The sequence below is a fragment of the Pseudomonas sp. TE9122 genome, from assembly GCF_056278925.1.
Map to the genome: position 1 here is coordinate 3,824,930 of NZ_JBWBQI010000001.1, position 17,002 is coordinate 3,841,931.

Consider the following 17,002-nt stretch of genomic DNA (forward strand, 5'->3'; position numbering starts at 1 on the left):
TGACACTGCGCGCTGAATGGGCTGGCGACTGCTGCGCAGCCGAACGGGGATAAATCCCCTCGCCACAAAAAGTGTTTCAACCCCAAAAATGCCTTCCCGCGCAAGACCCCGAGGCGATTATCCATCCCGTTTACAGCGCGATTTGCTCTAAGCCCGGCATACCGGTGCGTTGGAGTCCTTTCTATACTGCGACATAAGGTCGCACACATCTGAAGACCTGTATTTGCTCGGCCATCTTGGCCCGTAGGCGCTCCGTTGGGGGGCGATGGCAATGACAAGAGGAGTGAATGGCATGATCCATCACGTAGTGGGACTGTTTACCCACCCCGATCAGGAATGGAAGGAGATCCGTGGCGACCAAGAGGAAAGCATCAGCCACATGTACCTGACGCACACGCTGATTCTGGCGGCGATCCCCGCTGTTTCAGCGTTCATTGGCACGACCCAGGTCGGTTGGGTGATCGGCAATCGCGCGCCGGTAATGCTCACGTTTGAAAGCGCTCTGTGGATGACCATCATGTCGTACCTGGCGATGCTCGGCGGGGTCGCGGTGATGGGCGCCTTCGTGCACTGGATGGCGCGCACCTATGACGCCAATCCAAGCCTGGCCCGTTGCGTGGCATTCGCCACTTACACGGCGACACCGTTGTTCGTCGGCGGCCTGGCGGCGCTGTATCCGCATATGTGGCTGGGGATGATTGTCGGTACGGCGGCCATCTGCTACACGGTCTATCTGTTGTATGTCGGCTTGCCGACGTTCATGAACATCCCTTCGGATGAAGGCTTTCTGTTTTCCAGCTCGGTGCTCGCGGTTGGGCTGGTGGTGCTGGTGGCGATCATGGCGTTTACCGTGATTGTCTGGGGCCTGGGTGTCGGCCCGGTCTATACCAACTGACCTGTTTCCTCCCTGAGAAAAACAACATCTGCCAATACAGGCCGCCGCAAGGCGGCCTTCTCGTTGGGGCGACGACCATTCGGCAGGTCGGCGATTCGCAAGTCGCCGGGGTTGCGGCATACTCGGCGTCTCTGGAGATCCATCAAGCATGCCCGAGCAACTCACTACCCGCGTCGAAGATTGTTACCAACTCGCTGAATCCTTTTTCAAACGTTCCTTCAAACGCCCCGTGGTCAGTCTCAAGCTGCGCGGGCAGAAAGCCGGTGTCGCGCATCTGCACGAGAACCTGCTGCGCTTCAACCCGCAGCTGTACCGGGAAAACACCGAACACTTCCTCAAGCAGACCGTGGCCCACGAAGTCGCCCACCTGATCGCTCATCAACTGTTCGGCGACCGCATCCAGCCCCATGGCGAGGAGTGGCAACTGATCATGCGCGGCGTCTACGAACTGCCGCCGGATCGCTGCCACACCTATGAAATCAAGCGGCGCAGCGTGACCCGCTATATCTACAAATGCCCGTGCCCCGACAGTGATTTCCCGTTTACCGCCCAGCGCCATGGCCTGGTGCGGCAAGGGCGGCGGTATCTGTGCCGGCGTTGCCGCAGTACGCTGGTGTTCAGTGGTGAAATGCGGGTGGAATGACAGTTTTGTAGAGTATCGGCGGGCCCCTTCGCGAGCAGGCTCGCTCCCACAGGGGAATGCATTTCAATGTGGGAGCGAGCCTGCTCGCGAAGGCGGCGGCATGAGCGCTACAGAATCACCCTGGCCGAACGCAACTCGGCGATCCGCTCAGCACTCAACCCTAACTCCCCCAACACCTCGTCCGTATGCTGCCCCAACCCCGCGCCAACATGCCTTGGCTCCGGCAACGCCTCAGAAAATTTCAACGGACACGCCATCTGCGCCTGCGTCGTACCATCGCCGCGCGGCACCTGGGTCACCAGCTCCCGCGCCTGTAACTGCGGATGGCGCAACGCCTCGCCCAAACTCAACACCGGCTCGACACAGGCATCGACCCCGGCGAACAACTCACACAGTTCTGCAAAATCGTGCCGCTCGAATTCGATGCGCAACGCCTCTTTCAAGGCTTGTTGTTGCTCAGGCTTGGGCGACAACCCTTGCGCCGCCAGCTCCGGCCGGCCCAGCGCCGTGCACAATTGCTGCATGAAGGCCGGCTCCAGACTGCCCACCGACATCCAGCGCCCATCCCGGGTGCGGTAATAGTCATAGAAACTGCCGCCGTTGAGCATCTGATCTTCGCGGCCCGGTTCCGCGCCGCAGGCCAGATAGCCAGCGCCGGCCATGGCGTTCAGGCTGAACGCGCAGTCGGTCATGCTCACATCCAGATGGGTGCCCTGCCCGGTTTGCTGACGGGCAATCACCGCTGCCAGCAAGCCGATCACGCCGTGTAGCGAGCCGCCCGCCACGTCCGCCACCTGCATGCCCAGCGGCAACGGCCCGCTGTCGGCGCGTCCGGTGTAACTGGCGAGTCCCGCCAGCGCCAGATAATTGATGTCATGCCCGGCGCGCTCCTTGTACGGCCCGCTCTGGCCGTAACCGCTGATCGACACATAAATCAGCTTTGGATTGATCGCTTTCAACGCTTCATAACCCAGGCCCAGGCGCTCCATCACCCCAGGGCGAAACTGCTCGAGCACGATGTCGTATTCGCCCAGCAGTTGCTTGATGATCTGCAGCGCTTCGGGCTGTTTCAGGTCCAGCGCCAGACTGCGCTTGTTGCGGTTCAGATAGGCGTGGCTGGCTGAGACCCCGCCATCATGCGGCGGCAGCACCCGCAGCAGATCCATACGCGTCGGCGATTCGATGCGCAGCACCTCGGCGCCCATGTCCGCCAGCAGCAACGAGGCGAACGGCCCCGGCAGCAAGGTGGAGAAATCGAGAATCTTCAGTGAGGCCAGCGGTGCAGACATGGGCGAACTCCTTGGGCGATGTACTCAGCCTAGGCAGCCATCGGCGATGCGGCAATCACCGCAAATGTCAGCAGGTGTGACCGTTGCGCTCAAATTCCGGGCAAGAAAAAACCCGCCGAAGCGGGTTTTTCTGTGCAAGCGATGCTTACTTCACATTGCTCGGGGTTGGGCCTTCAGCCACACCCAGGTCGTCTTCTTCACGCTCATCGGAGATACCGCGACCGCCGGAAGCCAGCTCGGTCTGCAGTTGATCGGTGTCCAGCTCCTTGACCCACTTGGCGACGACGATGGTCGCTACAGCGTTACCGACCAGGTTGGTCAGTGCGCGGGCTTCGGACATGAAACGGTCGATACCGAGGATCAGCGCCAGACCGGCAACCGGCAGGTGACCAACCGCCGACAGCGTCGCGGCCAGAACGATGAAGCCCGAACCGGTCACACCTGCCGCGCCTTTGGAGGACAGCAGCAGCACCAGCAGCAGAGTGATCTGGTGGGTGATGTCCATGTGCGTATCAGTCGCCTGAGCGATGAACACGGCGGCCATGGTCAGGTAGATCGAAGTGCCGTCGAGGTTGAACGAGTAACCGGTCGGGATCACCAGACCCACGACGGATTTCTTCGCGCCCAGACGCTCCATCTTGATCAGCATGCGTGGCAGTGCCGATTCCGACGAGGACGTACCCAGTACGATCAACAGCTCTTCACGGATGTAACGCACCAGTTTGAACACGCTGAAACCGTGAGCCCGGCAGATCGCACCCAGCACCAGCACGACGAACAGGACGCAGGTGATGTAGAAGCAGATCATCAACTGGCCCAGTTGCACCAGCGAGCCGACACCGTAGGCACCGATGGTGAACGCCATGGCACCGAACGCACCCAGTGGCGCCAGTTTCATGATCATGTTGATGATGTTGAACATCACGTGGGCGAAGCGATCGATCATGTCCAGCAGCGGACGACCGTACGAGCCGAGGCGATGCAGGGCGTAGCCGAAGATCACCGAGAACATCAGCACTTGCAGGATGTCACCGGTGGCGAACGCGCCAACGATGGTGTTCGGGATCACATTGAGGAGGAAACCGACAATGCTCTGGTCTTTACTGGCCGTCACGTAAGTGGCGATTTTCGAGGCGTCCAGGGTGGTGACGTCGATGTGCATGCCGGCGCCCGGTTGCACAACGTTGACCACGACCAGACCGATCAGCAGGGCAATAGTCGAAACGATTTCGAAGTACAGCAGCGCGTAGCCGCCGGTCTTGCCTACCGATTTCATGTTCTGCATGCCGGCGATGCCGCTGACGACAGTACAGAAGATGATCGGGGCGATGACCATTTTGATCAGCTTGATGAAGCCGTCACCCAGTGGCTTGAGGGCCACACCGGTCTGCGGATAGAAGTGACCGAGCAGGATGCCGATGGCGATGGCAACGATCACCTGGAAATACAGGGATTTGTACAGTGGCTGACGAGTCGTCATTGCAGGTTTCCTCAAGCGTCCAGCGGCAACATCCATCTGTCGAGCGCCGAACCTTAATTGCGAACCCTCCTGCACTGGAGGGATTTGTTGTTGGAACGGCATTTTTCCCGGTCGGAGAATGCACGCTTCTGTCGCTTGTATCGCAAACGTCGTGCCAGATTGGTGCGAATGGCAGCAAGCCTTTTGATATCAGGGCCTGCGGGATTTTCCTGTCACCAAGCAGCGACTTGAGGCATGGCGGATTTCCGCCAACTGAGCGCTCAGCGTCCTGCAATTTGGCGGAAATCCGCCTTGTGGCGTTGCCGGCCCGCCATTACGATCGGTGCCTGAACAAGGATTGCCGCTTATGCGCGAACGCACCATCGCCAGCCATTTCGCCCGTGCCGCCCTTGGCGGTGCGCGCCGGCGCGGCCTGGATTATTCAGGCCTGTTACAGCAACTGGGGATCAGCCCGGAGTTGCTCGACGAGCCCCGCGCGCGGATTGCCCCTGAGCAGTTCACCCGGCTGATTCAAGGGCTGTGGCTGGCGCTGGACGACGAATACCTGGGTTTCGGTAACGCCCCGAGCAAGCCCGGCAGCTTCGCCATGATGTGCCACGCCTCGATTCACTGCCGCAACCTGGAGAAGGCTCTGCAACGTGGCTTGTTGTTTTACAGCCTGTTCCCCGACGCCCCACGCCTGACCCTGCGTCGCGAAGACGAATGGGTGCGTTTGAGCCTGGACGACGCGCAGTCGTGGGACCCGGATCATTTTCTCAGCGAGAGCCTGTTGGTGATCTGGCACCGCCTCGGCAGTTGGCTGATCGGCCAGCGCATTCGCCTCGAGCAGGCAACCTTCAGCTATCCGCGCCCCGAGCACGGCAGCGAATACGACCTGCTGTTCCCCTGCCCGCTGACCTTTGATGCCGAGCAGAGCAGCCTGCTGTTTCACAGTCGCTATCTGGCCATGCCGCTGTTGCAGGACGAACGCACGCTCAAGCATTTTCTCGAACGCTCCCCCGCCGACCTGCTCTCGCGCCCGGACGACGGCGACAGCCTGAGCAGCCGCCTGCGCCGCTTGCTCAGTCGCGACGCTGCGCACTGGCCTGATCTGGAAGCGGTTGCGGCGCATCTGCATATCAGCCCGCAGACCTTGCGCCGGCACTTGCGCGAGGAAGGCAGCAGTTTTCAGGAGCTCAAGGATCAGCTGCGGCGGGATATCGCCATCTACCATCTGGGCCGGGCGGAGCTGTCGTTGCAACAGATTGCCGAGCAGCTCGGGTTCTCTGAGCCTTCGGCGTTTCATCGGGCGTTCAAGAAATGGACGGGGCTGACACCGGGGGCTTATCGGGCGCAGGAGCAATGAGGCGCTAAATCAAAAGCCCCTCACCCTAACCCTCTCCCGGAGGGAGAGGGGACTGATTGGGGGATGCTTGAGAAATACGCCGACCTGCAAGCTCTCTATTGAATCCATATTCGCTGCAAATCGCTCAGGTCGATAATTTTCCAAAGACACTTCGGTCAGTCCCCTCTACCTCTGGGAGAGGGTTAGGGTGAGGGCAGCTCGCAATCACACCGCAGGAAAATCAATCCTGAACGCCGCCCCTCCCATCGGTGAATCACCCAAAGCCAAACGCGCGTTGTAGCTTTCGATGATGTCTTTGACCACCGCCAGCCCGATGCCCTGCCCCGGATGTTGGGCATCCAGGCGTTCGCCGCGTTCGAGAATCCGCGCACGCTGATCGAGTGGAACACCCGGGCCATCATCCTCGACACACAACTCGATCCCGGCCAGTGATTCGCGCACGCTGACCCGCACTTCGCCGAGGCACAGGCGATAGGCGTTTTCCAGCAGGTTGCCGAGCATTTCCAGCAAGGCGCCCTGCTCGATCGGCACGTAACAGTGCTCGGGCAGATCAAAGGTCACGCGCACGTGTTTGTCGCGGTAGACCTTGTCCAGCGTATCGCACAGGCTTTTGAGCACCGGTCGCAGGCGCACCTGATGGCGGACCAGGCCGCTTTTGCGCAGGCTGGCCCGTTGCAGTTGGTAGCTGATCTGCTGGCTCATGCGTTCGATCTGGCTTTGCAGAACCCAGGCCTGGTCGCGGTCTTCGGGGCGCTGGGCCATGTCTTCGCTGACGCCTTGCAGCACCGCCAACGGGGTTTTCAGGCTGTGGGCGAGGTCGTCGAGGGAGTCGCGGTAGCGGCTGCGTTGCTGGCGCTCGCTGAGCAGCAAGCGGTTGAGCGAGCCGGTCAGGCGCAGCAGTTCACGCGGGTGTTTTTCCGTCAGGCTTTCGCGAGTACCGCCTTCGATTTCGTCGAGTTCCTGGCTCAAGCGGCGCAAGGCCTTGAGGCCCCAGGTCAGGCCGATCCATAGCAGCGCCAGCAATACCAGCAACGCCGCACCGAAGCCCAGATAGAGATTTTCCCGCAGGCCTTCGAGGGTGGTTTCGTATTCGCGTACCGGTTGCAGGGCGACGATGCTGAACGCTGCGCTTTTGCCGCCGAGCAATTTGACTTCGACGTCGTAGACAAAAAATTCCTGACCGCTGGCTTCACGGATCCGCGCGAACTCATTGCCGAGGCCGTCGTAGCGCGGTTTGTAGTTGATCTGTTCTTCCTGGGTGGCTTTCGAGCGCCACACCAGTTTGCCGTCGCGGTCGTAGATATAGCCGAGCAAACGGAAGTCGGTGAGGTTGAAGCGTTCGTCCGGCAATTGCGACGGCATCACCAACCGACCGTTTTCCACCCGTGCGGCGGAAATCAATGTGGTGACATCGGAGGCCAGACGTTGCTCGATCGAGTCCTGCAAGGCAAGGCGGAAGGCACCCTGCATCGCCGGCAGCAAGGCAAGCATGAACAACACCGCCAACGTGGTGGCGGCGAGCATCAAGCGAACGCGAAGGGAACGGATCAAGTGCAGCGCTCATTGAACAGGTAGCCGAGGCCGCGCACGGTGTCGATCGGCTTGAACCCGGCCGGGCCTTCGAGCTTGCGGCGCAGACGGCCGACCAGCACTTCGATGACATTCGGATCGCGCTCGTCATCGTCCGGATAGAGCTGCTCCATCAAGCGATCCTTGGGCACCACTTGCTGATGGTGGCGCATGAGGTATTCGAGGATGCGGTATTCGTAAGCGGTCAGCGCCAGCGGTTGCTCATCGAGGCTGGCCTGTTTGCGATTGAGGTCGAGCAGCAACGGCCCGGCGACGATGGTCGACTGGGTGAAGCCGCTGGAGCGCCGCAGCAATGCGTTCAGGCGCGCATCGAGTTCTTCGAACTGGAACGGCTTGACCACGTAATCGTCGGCACCGGCGGCGAGCCCTTCGACCTTGTCCTGCCAGTTGCCGCGCGCGGTGAGGATCAGGATCGGGAAGGTCTTGCCGCCCGAGCGCAACTGGCGGATCAGGTCGAGGCCGCCCATGCCCGGCAGGCCGAGATCGATCACCGCCAGATCGAAGTTGTACTGGCCGGTCTGGTACAGCGCCTCCTCGGCATTGGCCACGGACTCGACCACATGACCGCTCTCCGTCAGACGGGTTTGCAGGTGATGACGCAACAGCGCCTCGTCTTCGACGACCAACAGTTTCATGCCTTTCTCCCTATCACTTGAACTCTCCAGGCAACTACCTGTGGGAGCGAGCCTGCTCGCGAATACGGTGGATCAGCCAAGCAAGTGTCGGCTGATACACCTTTCGCGAGCAGGCTCGCTCCCACACTTCAAACTGCGACAACCGCTTAGAAATAGTAGTTGGCCGACAGGTAGGTCTGCGCGCTGCTGGTCAAGTCCAGCGAGCCCTGTTTGCTGCCGCCGCTTTCTTTCATTTCGGTGCTGGCGTTGCTGCGCAGGTAACGGTAACCGAGTTCTACCGAGGTGTTCTGCGAAACTTGCTGCAACACACCGACCTGGCCACCAATGGCGTAACCGATGTCGCTGTCACGGCTGAAACCTGGCGAATCCTGCGTCAGCTTGGTCAGACCGGCCGTGGCGCCGCCGAACAATTTGGTGCTGCCGCCCACTGGATAAAACAGGTCATAGCTGCCGAGCAGATTTTCCTGGCGCAGTTTAACGCCATTGTGCGAGCCGGAAACGTTGTCGTAGGTGGCGTAGTAGCGGCCCTGGCTGTTTTGCTGACCGAGGCGCATGCCGTAGGTGTTGTTGCCGTCGATGGCCCCGCTGACATTGGGGTTGCCGAGGTTGTTGTTGAGCGCGTGGGACTTGTCGATCTTGTCGCTGGTCTGGCCGAATGTCAGGCCGGCGAAGTTGCTGGTGTCGTCGGCATTCGCCGCGATGCTGGAGCCTAACAGGGTAAAAGCCAGCAGCAATTTGTTTAAACGAGTCATGGGTATTTCCTCTTTCACAGTGCTGTTTGGGTATGGCGCAAGGTTACTGAGCCGCCCCTGTACGGCCCCTGAACCGTCTCTGAACCTGACCTGAACCAGATCGACTAGGCTGTTCTGACCACTTTCAATAAGGAGATCCGTCCATGCGCCTGTTCCTCGCCCTCACTTTGCTGGCGGTCAGCAGCCTCACCCAGGCTGCGATCAAGACTGAAGAAATCCCCTACCAAAGCGCCGACGGCAGCCAGCTGATCGGTTACTACGCCTATGACGACGCGATCAAAGGCCCACGCCCCGGCGTTGTCGTGGTCCACGAATGGTGGGGGCTGAACGATTACGCCAAGCGCCGCGCGCGGGATCTCGCCGAACTCGGCTACAGCGCGCTGGCCATCGACATGTATGGCGAAGGCAAGAACACCGAGCACCCGAAAGACGCCATGGCCTTCATGCAGGCGGCGACCAAGGATGCCGATGCCGCCAGTAAACGCTTCGCCGCCGGGCTCGATCTGTTGAAGAAGCAAAAGCAGACCGACCCGAACAAAATCGCCGCCATCGGCTATTGCTTCGGTGGCGCCGTGGTGCTCAATGCCGCGCGTCAGGGTGTGCCGCTGGCCGGTGTGGTGAGTTTCCATGGCGCGCTGGCAACCAAGACCCCGGCGACTCCGGGCAGCGTCAAGGCGAAAATCCTCGTCGAGCACGGTGCGCTGGACAGCATGGTCACTCAGGACCACGTCACCGCCTTCAAGTCAGAGATGGACAAGGCCGGGGCGGACTACCAGTTCGTCAGTCTGGATGGCGCCAAGCATGGTTTCAGCAATCCGGATGCCGATCGTTTGAGCCATGGCGAGCATGGCGGGCCGGACATTGGTTACAACAAGGCGGCAGACGAGAAGTCGTGGGCGGATATGCAGGCGTTCTTCAAGAAGATTTTCGGTTGAGTCAGTAACGACCGAGGCGCGGCTTTCGCGAGCAGGCTCGCTCCCACACCGGATTTCTGTCGCCCAGAAGATCCCTTGTGGGAGCGAGCCTGCTCGCGAAGGCTTCACCGCCGATCTCGACCTCGCCCCGACTAACCGGCAAAATGCCCGCCATGAACTTCACCCCCGCCCTGCCCGCCTGCTGCACTGCGCTCGACAGCCACTGGCCGTTGCCGACGGTCCTGGCCGATACCGTGCTGCTCAGTACTCACTTCGACCCGGCCCGACTGCTTGGCGATGACTTCCAGCGCAGCGCTGTGCTGGCGCCGCCGAGCATTCAGCGCTCGGTGGCCAAGCGCCAGGCCGAATTTCTCGCCGGGCGCATTTGCGCCCGTGCCGCGCTGCAACAACTCGAAGGCCTGAATATCGTCCCGCCGATCGGCGAAGACCGCGCCCCGGTGTGGCCGGCGCATATCTGCGGTTCGATCACTCACAGCACCGGCCGTGCGGCGGCGATTGTTGCCAACAAGCAGCACTGGCGCGGCTTGGGCATGGATCTGGAAAACCTGTTGAGCCATGAGCGCGCCGAACGCTTGGCCGGGGAAATCCTCACGCCAGCGGAACTGCAACGCATGGCGGCGGATTCTCAGGAGCAACTGGCGCTGCGGGTGACCCTGACGTTTTCGGTCAAAGAGTGTTTGTTCAAGGCGCTCTACCCGATCGTGCAGCAGCGCTTTTATTTCGAACATGCCGAAGTGCTGGAGTGGACTGAGGCGGGACAGGTCAGGCTGCGGTTGTTGACGGATCTGTCGAGCGAATGGCGCAATGGATCGGAGCTGGAGGCGCAGTTCGGCGTGCAGGATGGGCAGTTGTTGAGTCTGGTCAGCATTCCTGCCTGACTTTTTGCATTGCCTGCATGGTCCTCATCGCTGGCAAGCCAGCTCCCACAGTATTCGCGGTGTACACAGAGACAATGTACACCCGCAAAACCTCTGGGAGCTGGCTTGCCAGCGATGGGGCCAGCCCTGCCACCACACACCCTACCGGCGCTCCTGATTCCTCGGCCAACTCAGACTGAAACACGCCCCACCCAGACTCTTGCTCTTGCCAATGATCGCGCGGCCGTCGTGCCAGTGAATGATCCGCCGCACAATCGACAACCCCAGACCATGCCCGCCCGAGGCGCGCGTGCGGCTATCGTCGAGGCGCAGAAACGGCGTGAAGATCCGCTCCCACGCCACTTCCGGCACGCCCGGTCCGTCGTCCTCGACGTCGATCCGGCAACGCAACTGGCCGACCTGATAACTCACCGTCACCTGCGAATGCGCATGGCGCATCGCGTTGCCCACCAGATTCTGCAGCGCCCGATGCAAATAACGCGGCTCGGCCTCGACCCAGGCGCCGTCGTTGTCGGCCGATGACAGACACAATCCGCGCTGCACCGTGACCTCGGCGCGCAGCGGCGCCAATTCTTCGATCACCTGATTGACCAGCGCATCCAGATCGATGCGCTGGAAGGTCAGCGCCGGCGAGCCTTGCTCCAGTCGTGCGTAGGTGAGCATTTCGTCGACCAGCTTATCGAGGTCTTCGATGTCGTGATCCATGCCTTCGCGGTATTTTTCCAGCGCCTGCGGGGTGGTCGCCGTACCGATCATCTCCAGACCGAAACGCAACCGCGCCACCGGCGTGCGTAACTCATGGGACACCGCGCGCACCAGTTCACGCTGGATCGCCAGCAACTGTTGCAAGTGCTCAGCCATGCCATTGAACGCCGACGCAAGCCGCCCGACCGAGTCAGCGCCGCGCGCCGGCACACGGGTTTCCAGGCTGCCCTTGGCGATGCGCGTGGCCGCTGCTTCGAGACCGCGCAAACGCCGCTCAAGCTGACGCACAAGCAGATAAACGATGAGACCGATCAGCGTCAGACCGAGCGCGGCAATCAATACCAGCCATTCCGGCGGGTACGGATTCATCTGGTACAGCGGGCCGATTTCCAGCACCCACGGCGTACCAACCATGCCGGCGAACACGCGGATCGAATCGCCGCCCTTGCCCAGCGCCATCACCGTATCGCCCTCGGCCACGCGGCGACTCTGGTCTTCGTCCATGTCGGCGTCATTTATCGTGACCAGACGCAGATCGAAGCCGAAGCCCTTTTCCTGCTTTATCTGCGCCAGACGCTTGGGCTGTTCGCCGACCGGTACCCGCACCAGCTCATCGGCCAGCAAATAGATGGTCGCCCGGGCCAGTTGCTCGCTGATCTGCTGCACCTCTCCTACCAATACAAGCTGCTCTTTTTCGCTGATCAGCCGATAGACCTTGGCGGCATGCGGCCCGGTCTGCTCGACCAGCGCCTGACCGCGCAACACACGGGTGCGCTGGGCCAGATCAAGGTCGGTTTCAGAGAATTTCTTCAGCGTCAGCGGTATACCGAGCAGCCGCTCCCACACCAGCAACGCGCGATGGCGTTCGGTCTGGTTCATCGGCTGCAGGTTGTCGGCCATCAGCGAGAAGGTGCCGTGGGCCAGGCGTTCACGATATTGCTCGCTGCGCACCTGATTGAGCAGGTTCAGCGCCAGCACGCCGAGCACCGCCACCAGAATCAGCGCGGCGCACATGCCGCCGTAGATGCGCAGGAAGATCGAATTCACAGCGCCAGGTCTGCGCAGGCCTCAGGGACGAACAGGTAGCCTTTGCTGCGAATGGTCTTGATCAGGCGCGGATGATCGGGGTCGTCGCCGATTTTCGGGCGGATGCGCGAGATGCGCACGTCGATCGAGCGGTCCTGGCCGTCATAGCCGATGCCGCGCAATGCAGTGAAGATTTCTTCCCGGGAAAGTATCCGCCCGGCGTTGGACACCAGCAGCCAGAGCAGGTCGAACTCGGCGCTGGTCAGCTCGATGCCGTTGTCGCTCAGCCAGGCTTCTCGCAATGCGTTGTCGACCACCAGTGGACCGAATTGCAACCGCCGGGATTTTTCCGCGACCGGCTCCGGTGTGTCACTGCGTCGCAGCAACGCCTGGATGCGCGCCAGCAACAAGCGCGGACGCACCGGTTTGCACACATAGTCGTCGGCACCGAGGTCGAGGCCGTGGATCTGATCAGCGTCGTCGGTGCGCGCGGTGAGCATCAGGATCGGCCCGTCGTACTGGCTGCGCACCTTGCGGCAGATGCTCAGGCCATCTTCGCCGGGCAGCATCAGATCGAGGATCACCAGATCCGGCTGCTCCTTGATGATCCGCGCCGCCGCCAGCGCACCGTTGCCTTCGATCTCCACGCGCAGGCCATTGGCTTGCAGGTAATCGCGGGTGAGCTCGGCCAGTCGCTGGTCATCCTCGACGATCAATACCTGCCAGGTTTGTTGCTCCACCGGTGACCTCTGCTTGCTGTTTTTATTAAAAGAAGAAAGACAATCGCCTGACACGGACAAAACCTGTGGGAGCGAGCCTGCTCGCGAAAGCGTCTGTTGCTTCAACCTGAATGCTCAGTGGTCAACCGATTCGCGAGCAGGCTCGCTCCCACAATCCTGCGTGTATCTCCCGATCATCTGTCATGTTTCAGGAGGATAAAAATGCCCGTGCACCCAGCGATTGTATAAACGCCGATCACCCGGAAAACAAGTCGGTAAATGCGTTCGGACAAGGCGGAATTCTGTGATAGGGTTCGCGCCCTTAAAAAACCGCTGAAGCGTTTTTCCAGGCAAAAAAACAGTGACAAACGGTCTGGCTCAGCAGGTTCGCGGCCTACACGCGTTTTCCCTGTTTCTTACACAAATTACGCACAGGCTTATCCACAGGTAGTACGTTGCAATCCCCCCCTGAAACGCATTATCTTGTAGCACGGCGAAAACGGAGACCCTACATATAGGGTTTTCACCTAAAACGCCCAACCACATTTCAGACCTGAAACTCAAGTGCTTTATGGCCGGTTTCCGGTAGAACAAGCGAGTTTTTTCAAGCCCAAACCGCACTGGCGGATGGCACCGTTTTATTTGGTCCGAAACGGACAAAACGGTATGGGTGTTGCAGTCATGACTGCCACCCGCGAAGGAATCCGGTGGCGAGCTTCGGCTCGTAACCAAAACTTCGGCAAGGATGCGGCGTTGCAGCCTTTTTCCTACTGTTCCGAAGTTTGTAATGCCGACGCCCGTCGGTTGCAGTGCTTCGGTACAGAACGGTGAGCACCATGACGGTGCCAAACAAACATAGAGAATGTGGAGACCACCCCCCATGCAAACCGACACAACTCGCGAGAACCCGCAGGGCACCTTGCCGCAGGCCGCCGATTCGACTTCGGATCTGGCAGCCACCGCGCCTGGCCAGCTGCGCGTGATCAAGCGTAATGGCACTGTCGTTCCTTACACCGATGACAAGATCACCGTCGCTATCACCAAAGCGTTCCTCGCAGTTGAAGGCGGCACCGCTGCCGCCTCGTCGCGAATCCACGACACCGTTGCGCGCCTGACCGAACAGGTCACCGCGACCTTCAAGCGTCGCATGCCATCGGGCGGCACCATCCACATCGAAGAAATCCAGGACCAGGTCGAACTGGCCCTGATGCGTGCCGGCGAGCAGAAAGTCGCTCGCGACTACGTGATCTACCGTGACGGCCGTTCGAAAGAACGCGCTGCCCACGCCCCGGCCGAAGCTGCGGTCAACGCTCACCCGTCGATCCGCATCACCCGCGCCGACGGCAGCCTCGCGCCACTGGACATGGGCCGCCTGAACACCATCGTCACCGAAGCGTGCGAAGGTCTGGAAGAAGTCGACGGCGACCTGATCCAGCGCGAAACCCTGAAGAACCTGTACGACGGCGTGGCCCTGACCGACGTCAACACCGCCCTGGTGATGACCGCCCGTACTCTGGTCGAGCGCGAGCCGAACTACTCGTTCGTCACCGCCCGCCTGCTGATGGACACCCTGCGTGCCGAAGGCCTGAACTTCCTCGAAGTCGCCGAAAGTGCCACCCATCACGAAATGGCCGACCTGTACGCCAAGGCACTGCCGGCCTACATCGCCAAAGGTATCGAGTTCGAACTGCTGAACCCTGTGCTGGCCACCTTCGACCTGGAAAAACTGGGCAAGGCGATCAACCACGAGCGCGATCAGCAATTCACCTACCTGGGCCTGCAGACCCTGTACGACCGCTACTTCATCCACAAGGATGGCGTGCGTTTCGAACTGCCGCAGATCTTCTTCATGCGCGTGGCCATGGGCCTTGCGATCGAAGAGAAGCAGAAAGAAGACCGTGCGATCGAGTTCTACAACCTGCTGTCCTCGTTCGACTATATGGCTTCGACCCCGACCCTGTTCAACGCCGGTACCCTGCGTCCACAGCTGTCGAGCTGCTACCTGACCACCGTGCCGGATGACCTGTCGGGCATCTATCACGCGATCCACGACAACGCCATGCTGTCGAAATTTGCCGGCGGTCTGGGCAACGACTGGACGCCGGTGCGTGCGCTGGGTTCGTACATCAAGGGCACCAACGGCAAGTCGCAAGGCGTTGTGCCGTTCCTCAAAGTAGTGAACGACACCGCTGTGGCCGTGAACCAGGGTGGCAAGCGCAAAGGCGCTGTGTGTGCCTACCTGGAAACCTGGCACATGGACATCGAAGAGTTCATCGAGCTGCGCAAGAACACCGGTGACGATCGTCGTCGTACCCACGACATGAACACCGCCAACTGGATCCCTGACCTGTTCATGAAGCGTGTCTTCGATGACGGCAAGTGGACCCTGTTCTCGCCATCCGAAGTACCGGACCTGCACGACCTGACCGGTAAAGCCTTCGAAGAGCGCTACGAATACTACGAAGCGCTGACCGAGTACCCGGGCAAGGTCAAGCTGTTCAAGACCATCCAGGCCAAAGACCTGTGGCGCAAGATGCTGTCCATGCTGTTCGAAACCGGCCACCCATGGCTGACTTTCAAGGACCCGTGCAACCTGCGCAGCCCGCAGCAGCATGTCGGCGTGGTCCACAGCTCGAACCTGTGCACCGAGATCACCTTGAACACCAACAAGGACGAAATCGCCGTTTGCAACCTGGGCTCGATCAACCTGCCGAACCACATCGTCGACGGCAAGCTCGATACCGCCAAACTGCAACGCACCGTGAACACCGCCGTGCGCATGCTCGATAACGTGATCGACATCAACTACTACTCGGTGCCGCAAGCGAAGAACTCCAACTTCCGCCACCGTCCGGTCGGTCTGGGCATCATGGGCTTCCAGGACGCTCTGTACCTGCAGCACATCGCCTACGGCTCCGACGCGGCCGTCGAGTTCGCCGACAAGTCGATGGAAGCGGTCAGCTACTACGCGATCCAGGCTTCCTGCGACCTGGCCGACGAGCGCGGCGCCTACGAGACGTTCAACGGTTCGCTGTGGTCCAAGGGCATCCTGCCGCTGGATTCGCAACAGATCCTGATCGAACAGCGCGGCGAGAAGTACATCGACGTCGACCTGAAGGAAACCCTCGACTGGGCACCGGTTCGCGCCCGTGTACAGAAAGGCATCCGTAACTCGAACATCATGGCCATCGCACCGACCGCGACCATCGCCAACATCACTGGCGTTTCGCAGTCGATCGAACCGACCTACCAGAACCTGTACGTGAAATCGAACCTGTCGGGCGAATTCACCGTGATCAACCCGTACCTGGTTCGCGACCTGAAGGCTCGCGGTCTGTGGGACTCGGTGATGATCAACGACCTGAAGTACTACGACGGTTCGGTGCAGCAGATCGAGCGCATTCCGCAAGAACTCAAAGAGCTCTATGCGACCGCGTTCGAAGTGGACACCAAGTGGATCGTTGACGCCGCCAGCCGTCGTCAGAAGTGGATCGACCAGGCCCAGTCGCTGAACCTGTACATCGCCGGCGCATCGGGCAAGAAGCTCGACGTGACCTACCGCATGGCCTGGTACCGTGGTCTGAAAACCACTTACTACCTCCGTGCCCTGGCCGCGACCAGCACCGAGAAGTCGACCATCAACACCGGTAAGCTGAACGCTGTTTCCAGCGGCGGCAACCACGGCGACGATTCGGTCCTGGCCGCTCCGGCAGGTCCGGCGCCAGTGCCAAAGGCCTGCGCGATCGACGAGCCGGATTGCGAAGCTTGCCAATAAGCTGAGCTGAGATCAGGCGTTGCGAGACGCCTGGGATCTCGAGACAAAAGAAAACCCCCGACAGACTTCAGGTTTGTTGGGGGTTTTGTTTTTTGGCGGCCTTGGCGGCCTCTGGGCCGACCAGGCTCTTGGGGTTTTGGGTGAATATCCGTTTTCTCGGTGCTGCGGCTGGCGGTTTCGCTCTTACAGCGAGTCACCTTTTTCAGACGCCAAAAAGGTAACCCAAAAGGCTTTGCCCCGGCGTACGGCCCGCTCGCTGGAGCTCGGGGTACCTTCGTTACGGGACCGTTCCGGGCGCAGCGGCTCCGGTTGGCTTCGCTGCACCTACACTCGCT

At 60.7% G+C, this 17,002-nt stretch carries 13 protein-coding genes; 6 read left to right on the plus strand and 7 right to left on the minus strand.

Annotation, left to right across the window (positions count from 1 at the left end):
• Window positions 1–292 precede the first annotated feature (292 nt).
• Window positions 293–895 (plus strand): Yip1 family protein, encoded by a 603-nt coding sequence (locus ACZ9BE_RS17215; protein ID WP_016773629.1) that lies wholly within the window; start codon window positions 293–295, stop codon window positions 893–895.
• Window positions 896–1,043: 148 nt separating this feature from the next.
• On the plus strand, window positions 1,044–1,538 hold the full coding sequence (locus ACZ9BE_RS17220; RefSeq protein ID WP_041479573.1) for a SprT family zinc-dependent metalloprotease: 495 nt from the start codon (window positions 1,044–1,046) through the stop codon (window positions 1,536–1,538).
• A gap of 107 nt (window positions 1,539–1,645) precedes the next feature.
• On the opposite strand, the gene ACZ9BE_RS17225 is transcribed toward ACZ9BE_RS17220, so the two are convergent.
• Together ACZ9BE_RS17225 and ACZ9BE_RS17230 are read right to left on the minus strand one after the other, a co-directional pair.
• Window positions 1,646–2,827, minus strand: a complete 1,182-nt coding sequence (locus ACZ9BE_RS17225; protein WP_476249730.1) for a CaiB/BaiF CoA transferase family protein — start codon at window positions 2,825–2,827, stop codon at window positions 1,646–1,648.
• Between the two features lie 145 nt (window positions 2,828–2,972).
• Window positions 2,973–4,307, minus strand: coding sequence for a dicarboxylate/amino acid:cation symporter (locus ACZ9BE_RS17230; protein WP_024013978.1), 1,335 nt, complete (start codon window positions 4,305–4,307; stop codon window positions 2,973–2,975).
• A gap of 346 nt (window positions 4,308–4,653) precedes the next feature.
• Between ACZ9BE_RS17230 and ACZ9BE_RS17235 the strand changes: the two genes are divergently transcribed.
• A complete protein-coding gene (locus ACZ9BE_RS17235) occupies window positions 4,654–5,652 on the plus strand; it encodes an AraC family transcriptional regulator (RefSeq protein ID WP_476249731.1) in 999 nt (332 codons plus the stop codon).
• Between the two features lie 204 nt (window positions 5,653–5,856).
• Here the strand turns inward: ACZ9BE_RS17235 and ACZ9BE_RS17240 are convergent, their stop codons facing one another.
• From ACZ9BE_RS17240 to ACZ9BE_RS17250, 3 genes are all read right to left on the minus strand, one after another.
• Window positions 5,857–7,203: an ATP-binding protein gene (locus ACZ9BE_RS17240; protein WP_476249732.1), complete on the minus strand. Its 1,347-nt coding sequence runs from the start codon at window positions 7,201–7,203 to the stop codon at window positions 5,857–5,859.
• Complete coding sequence (locus ACZ9BE_RS17245) at window positions 7,200–7,877, minus strand: response regulator transcription factor (protein WP_016773623.1); 678 nt, start codon at window positions 7,875–7,877, stop codon at window positions 7,200–7,202. The genes ACZ9BE_RS17240 and ACZ9BE_RS17245 overlap by 4 nt, the downstream gene beginning before the upstream one ends.
• Before the next feature lie 146 nt (window positions 7,878–8,023).
• Window positions 8,024–8,629, minus strand: coding sequence for a hypothetical protein (locus ACZ9BE_RS17250; RefSeq protein WP_423523400.1), 606 nt, complete (start codon window positions 8,627–8,629; stop codon window positions 8,024–8,026).
• Window positions 8,630–8,772: 143 nt separating this feature from the next.
• Here ACZ9BE_RS17250 and ACZ9BE_RS17255 point away from each other — a divergent pair, with 143 nt between their 5' ends.
• Both ACZ9BE_RS17255 and ACZ9BE_RS17260 read left to right on the plus strand, forming a co-directional pair.
• On the plus strand, window positions 8,773–9,564 hold the full coding sequence (locus ACZ9BE_RS17255; RefSeq protein ID WP_460058836.1) for a dienelactone hydrolase family protein: 792 nt from the start codon (window positions 8,773–8,775) through the stop codon (window positions 9,562–9,564).
• 152 nt (window positions 9,565–9,716) lie between these two features.
• Window positions 9,717–10,442, plus strand: a complete 726-nt coding sequence (locus ACZ9BE_RS17260; protein ID WP_460094890.1) for a 4'-phosphopantetheinyl transferase family protein — start codon at window positions 9,717–9,719, stop codon at window positions 10,440–10,442.
• A gap of 141 nt (window positions 10,443–10,583) precedes the next feature.
• On the opposite strand, the gene ACZ9BE_RS17265 is transcribed toward ACZ9BE_RS17260, so the two are convergent.
• Entirely contained in the window at window positions 10,584–12,194 is a 1,611-nt protein-coding gene (locus ACZ9BE_RS17265; RefSeq protein WP_476249733.1) for an ATP-binding protein, read from the minus strand.
• A complete protein-coding gene (locus ACZ9BE_RS17270) occupies window positions 12,191–12,913 on the minus strand; it encodes a response regulator (RefSeq protein WP_056788095.1) in 723 nt (240 codons plus the stop codon). The genes ACZ9BE_RS17265 and ACZ9BE_RS17270 overlap by 4 nt, the downstream gene beginning before the upstream one ends.
• Window positions 12,914–13,772: 859 nt before the next feature.
• On the opposite strand from ACZ9BE_RS17270, the gene ACZ9BE_RS17275 reads away from it, so the two are divergent.
• On the plus strand, window positions 13,773–16,667 hold the full coding sequence (locus ACZ9BE_RS17275; protein WP_024013986.1) for a ribonucleoside-diphosphate reductase subunit alpha: 2,895 nt from the start codon (window positions 13,773–13,775) through the stop codon (window positions 16,665–16,667).
• The last annotated feature ends 335 nt before the right edge of the window (window positions 16,668–17,002 follow it).

Coding starts and splice junctions, on each gene's coding strand:
- ACZ9BE_RS17260 (WP_460094890.1), top strand. CDS start 9,717: ATGAACTTCACCCCCGCCCTGCCCGCCTGCTGCACTGCGCTCGACAGC.
- ACZ9BE_RS17275 (WP_024013986.1), top strand. CDS start 13,773: ATGCAAACCGACACAACTCGCGAGAACCCGCAGGGCACCTTGCCGCAG.
- ACZ9BE_RS17225 (WP_476249730.1), bottom strand. CDS start 2,827: ATGTCTGCACCGCTGGCCTCACTGAAGATTCTCGATTTCTCCACCTTG.
- ACZ9BE_RS17250 (WP_423523400.1), bottom strand. CDS start 8,629: ATGACTCGTTTAAACAAATTGCTGCTGGCTTTTACCCTGTTAGGCTCC.
- ACZ9BE_RS17215 (WP_016773629.1), top strand. CDS start 293: ATGATCCATCACGTAGTGGGACTGTTTACCCACCCCGATCAGGAATGG.
- ACZ9BE_RS17255 (WP_460058836.1), top strand. CDS start 8,773: ATGCGCCTGTTCCTCGCCCTCACTTTGCTGGCGGTCAGCAGCCTCACC.
- ACZ9BE_RS17220 (WP_041479573.1), top strand. CDS start 1,044: ATGCCCGAGCAACTCACTACCCGCGTCGAAGATTGTTACCAACTCGCT.
- ACZ9BE_RS17245 (WP_016773623.1), bottom strand. CDS start 7,877: ATGAAACTGTTGGTCGTCGAAGACGAGGCGCTGTTGCGTCATCACCTG.
- ACZ9BE_RS17230 (WP_024013978.1), bottom strand. CDS start 4,307: ATGACGACTCGTCAGCCACTGTACAAATCCCTGTATTTCCAGGTGATC.
- ACZ9BE_RS17235 (WP_476249731.1), top strand. CDS start 4,654: ATGCGCGAACGCACCATCGCCAGCCATTTCGCCCGTGCCGCCCTTGGC.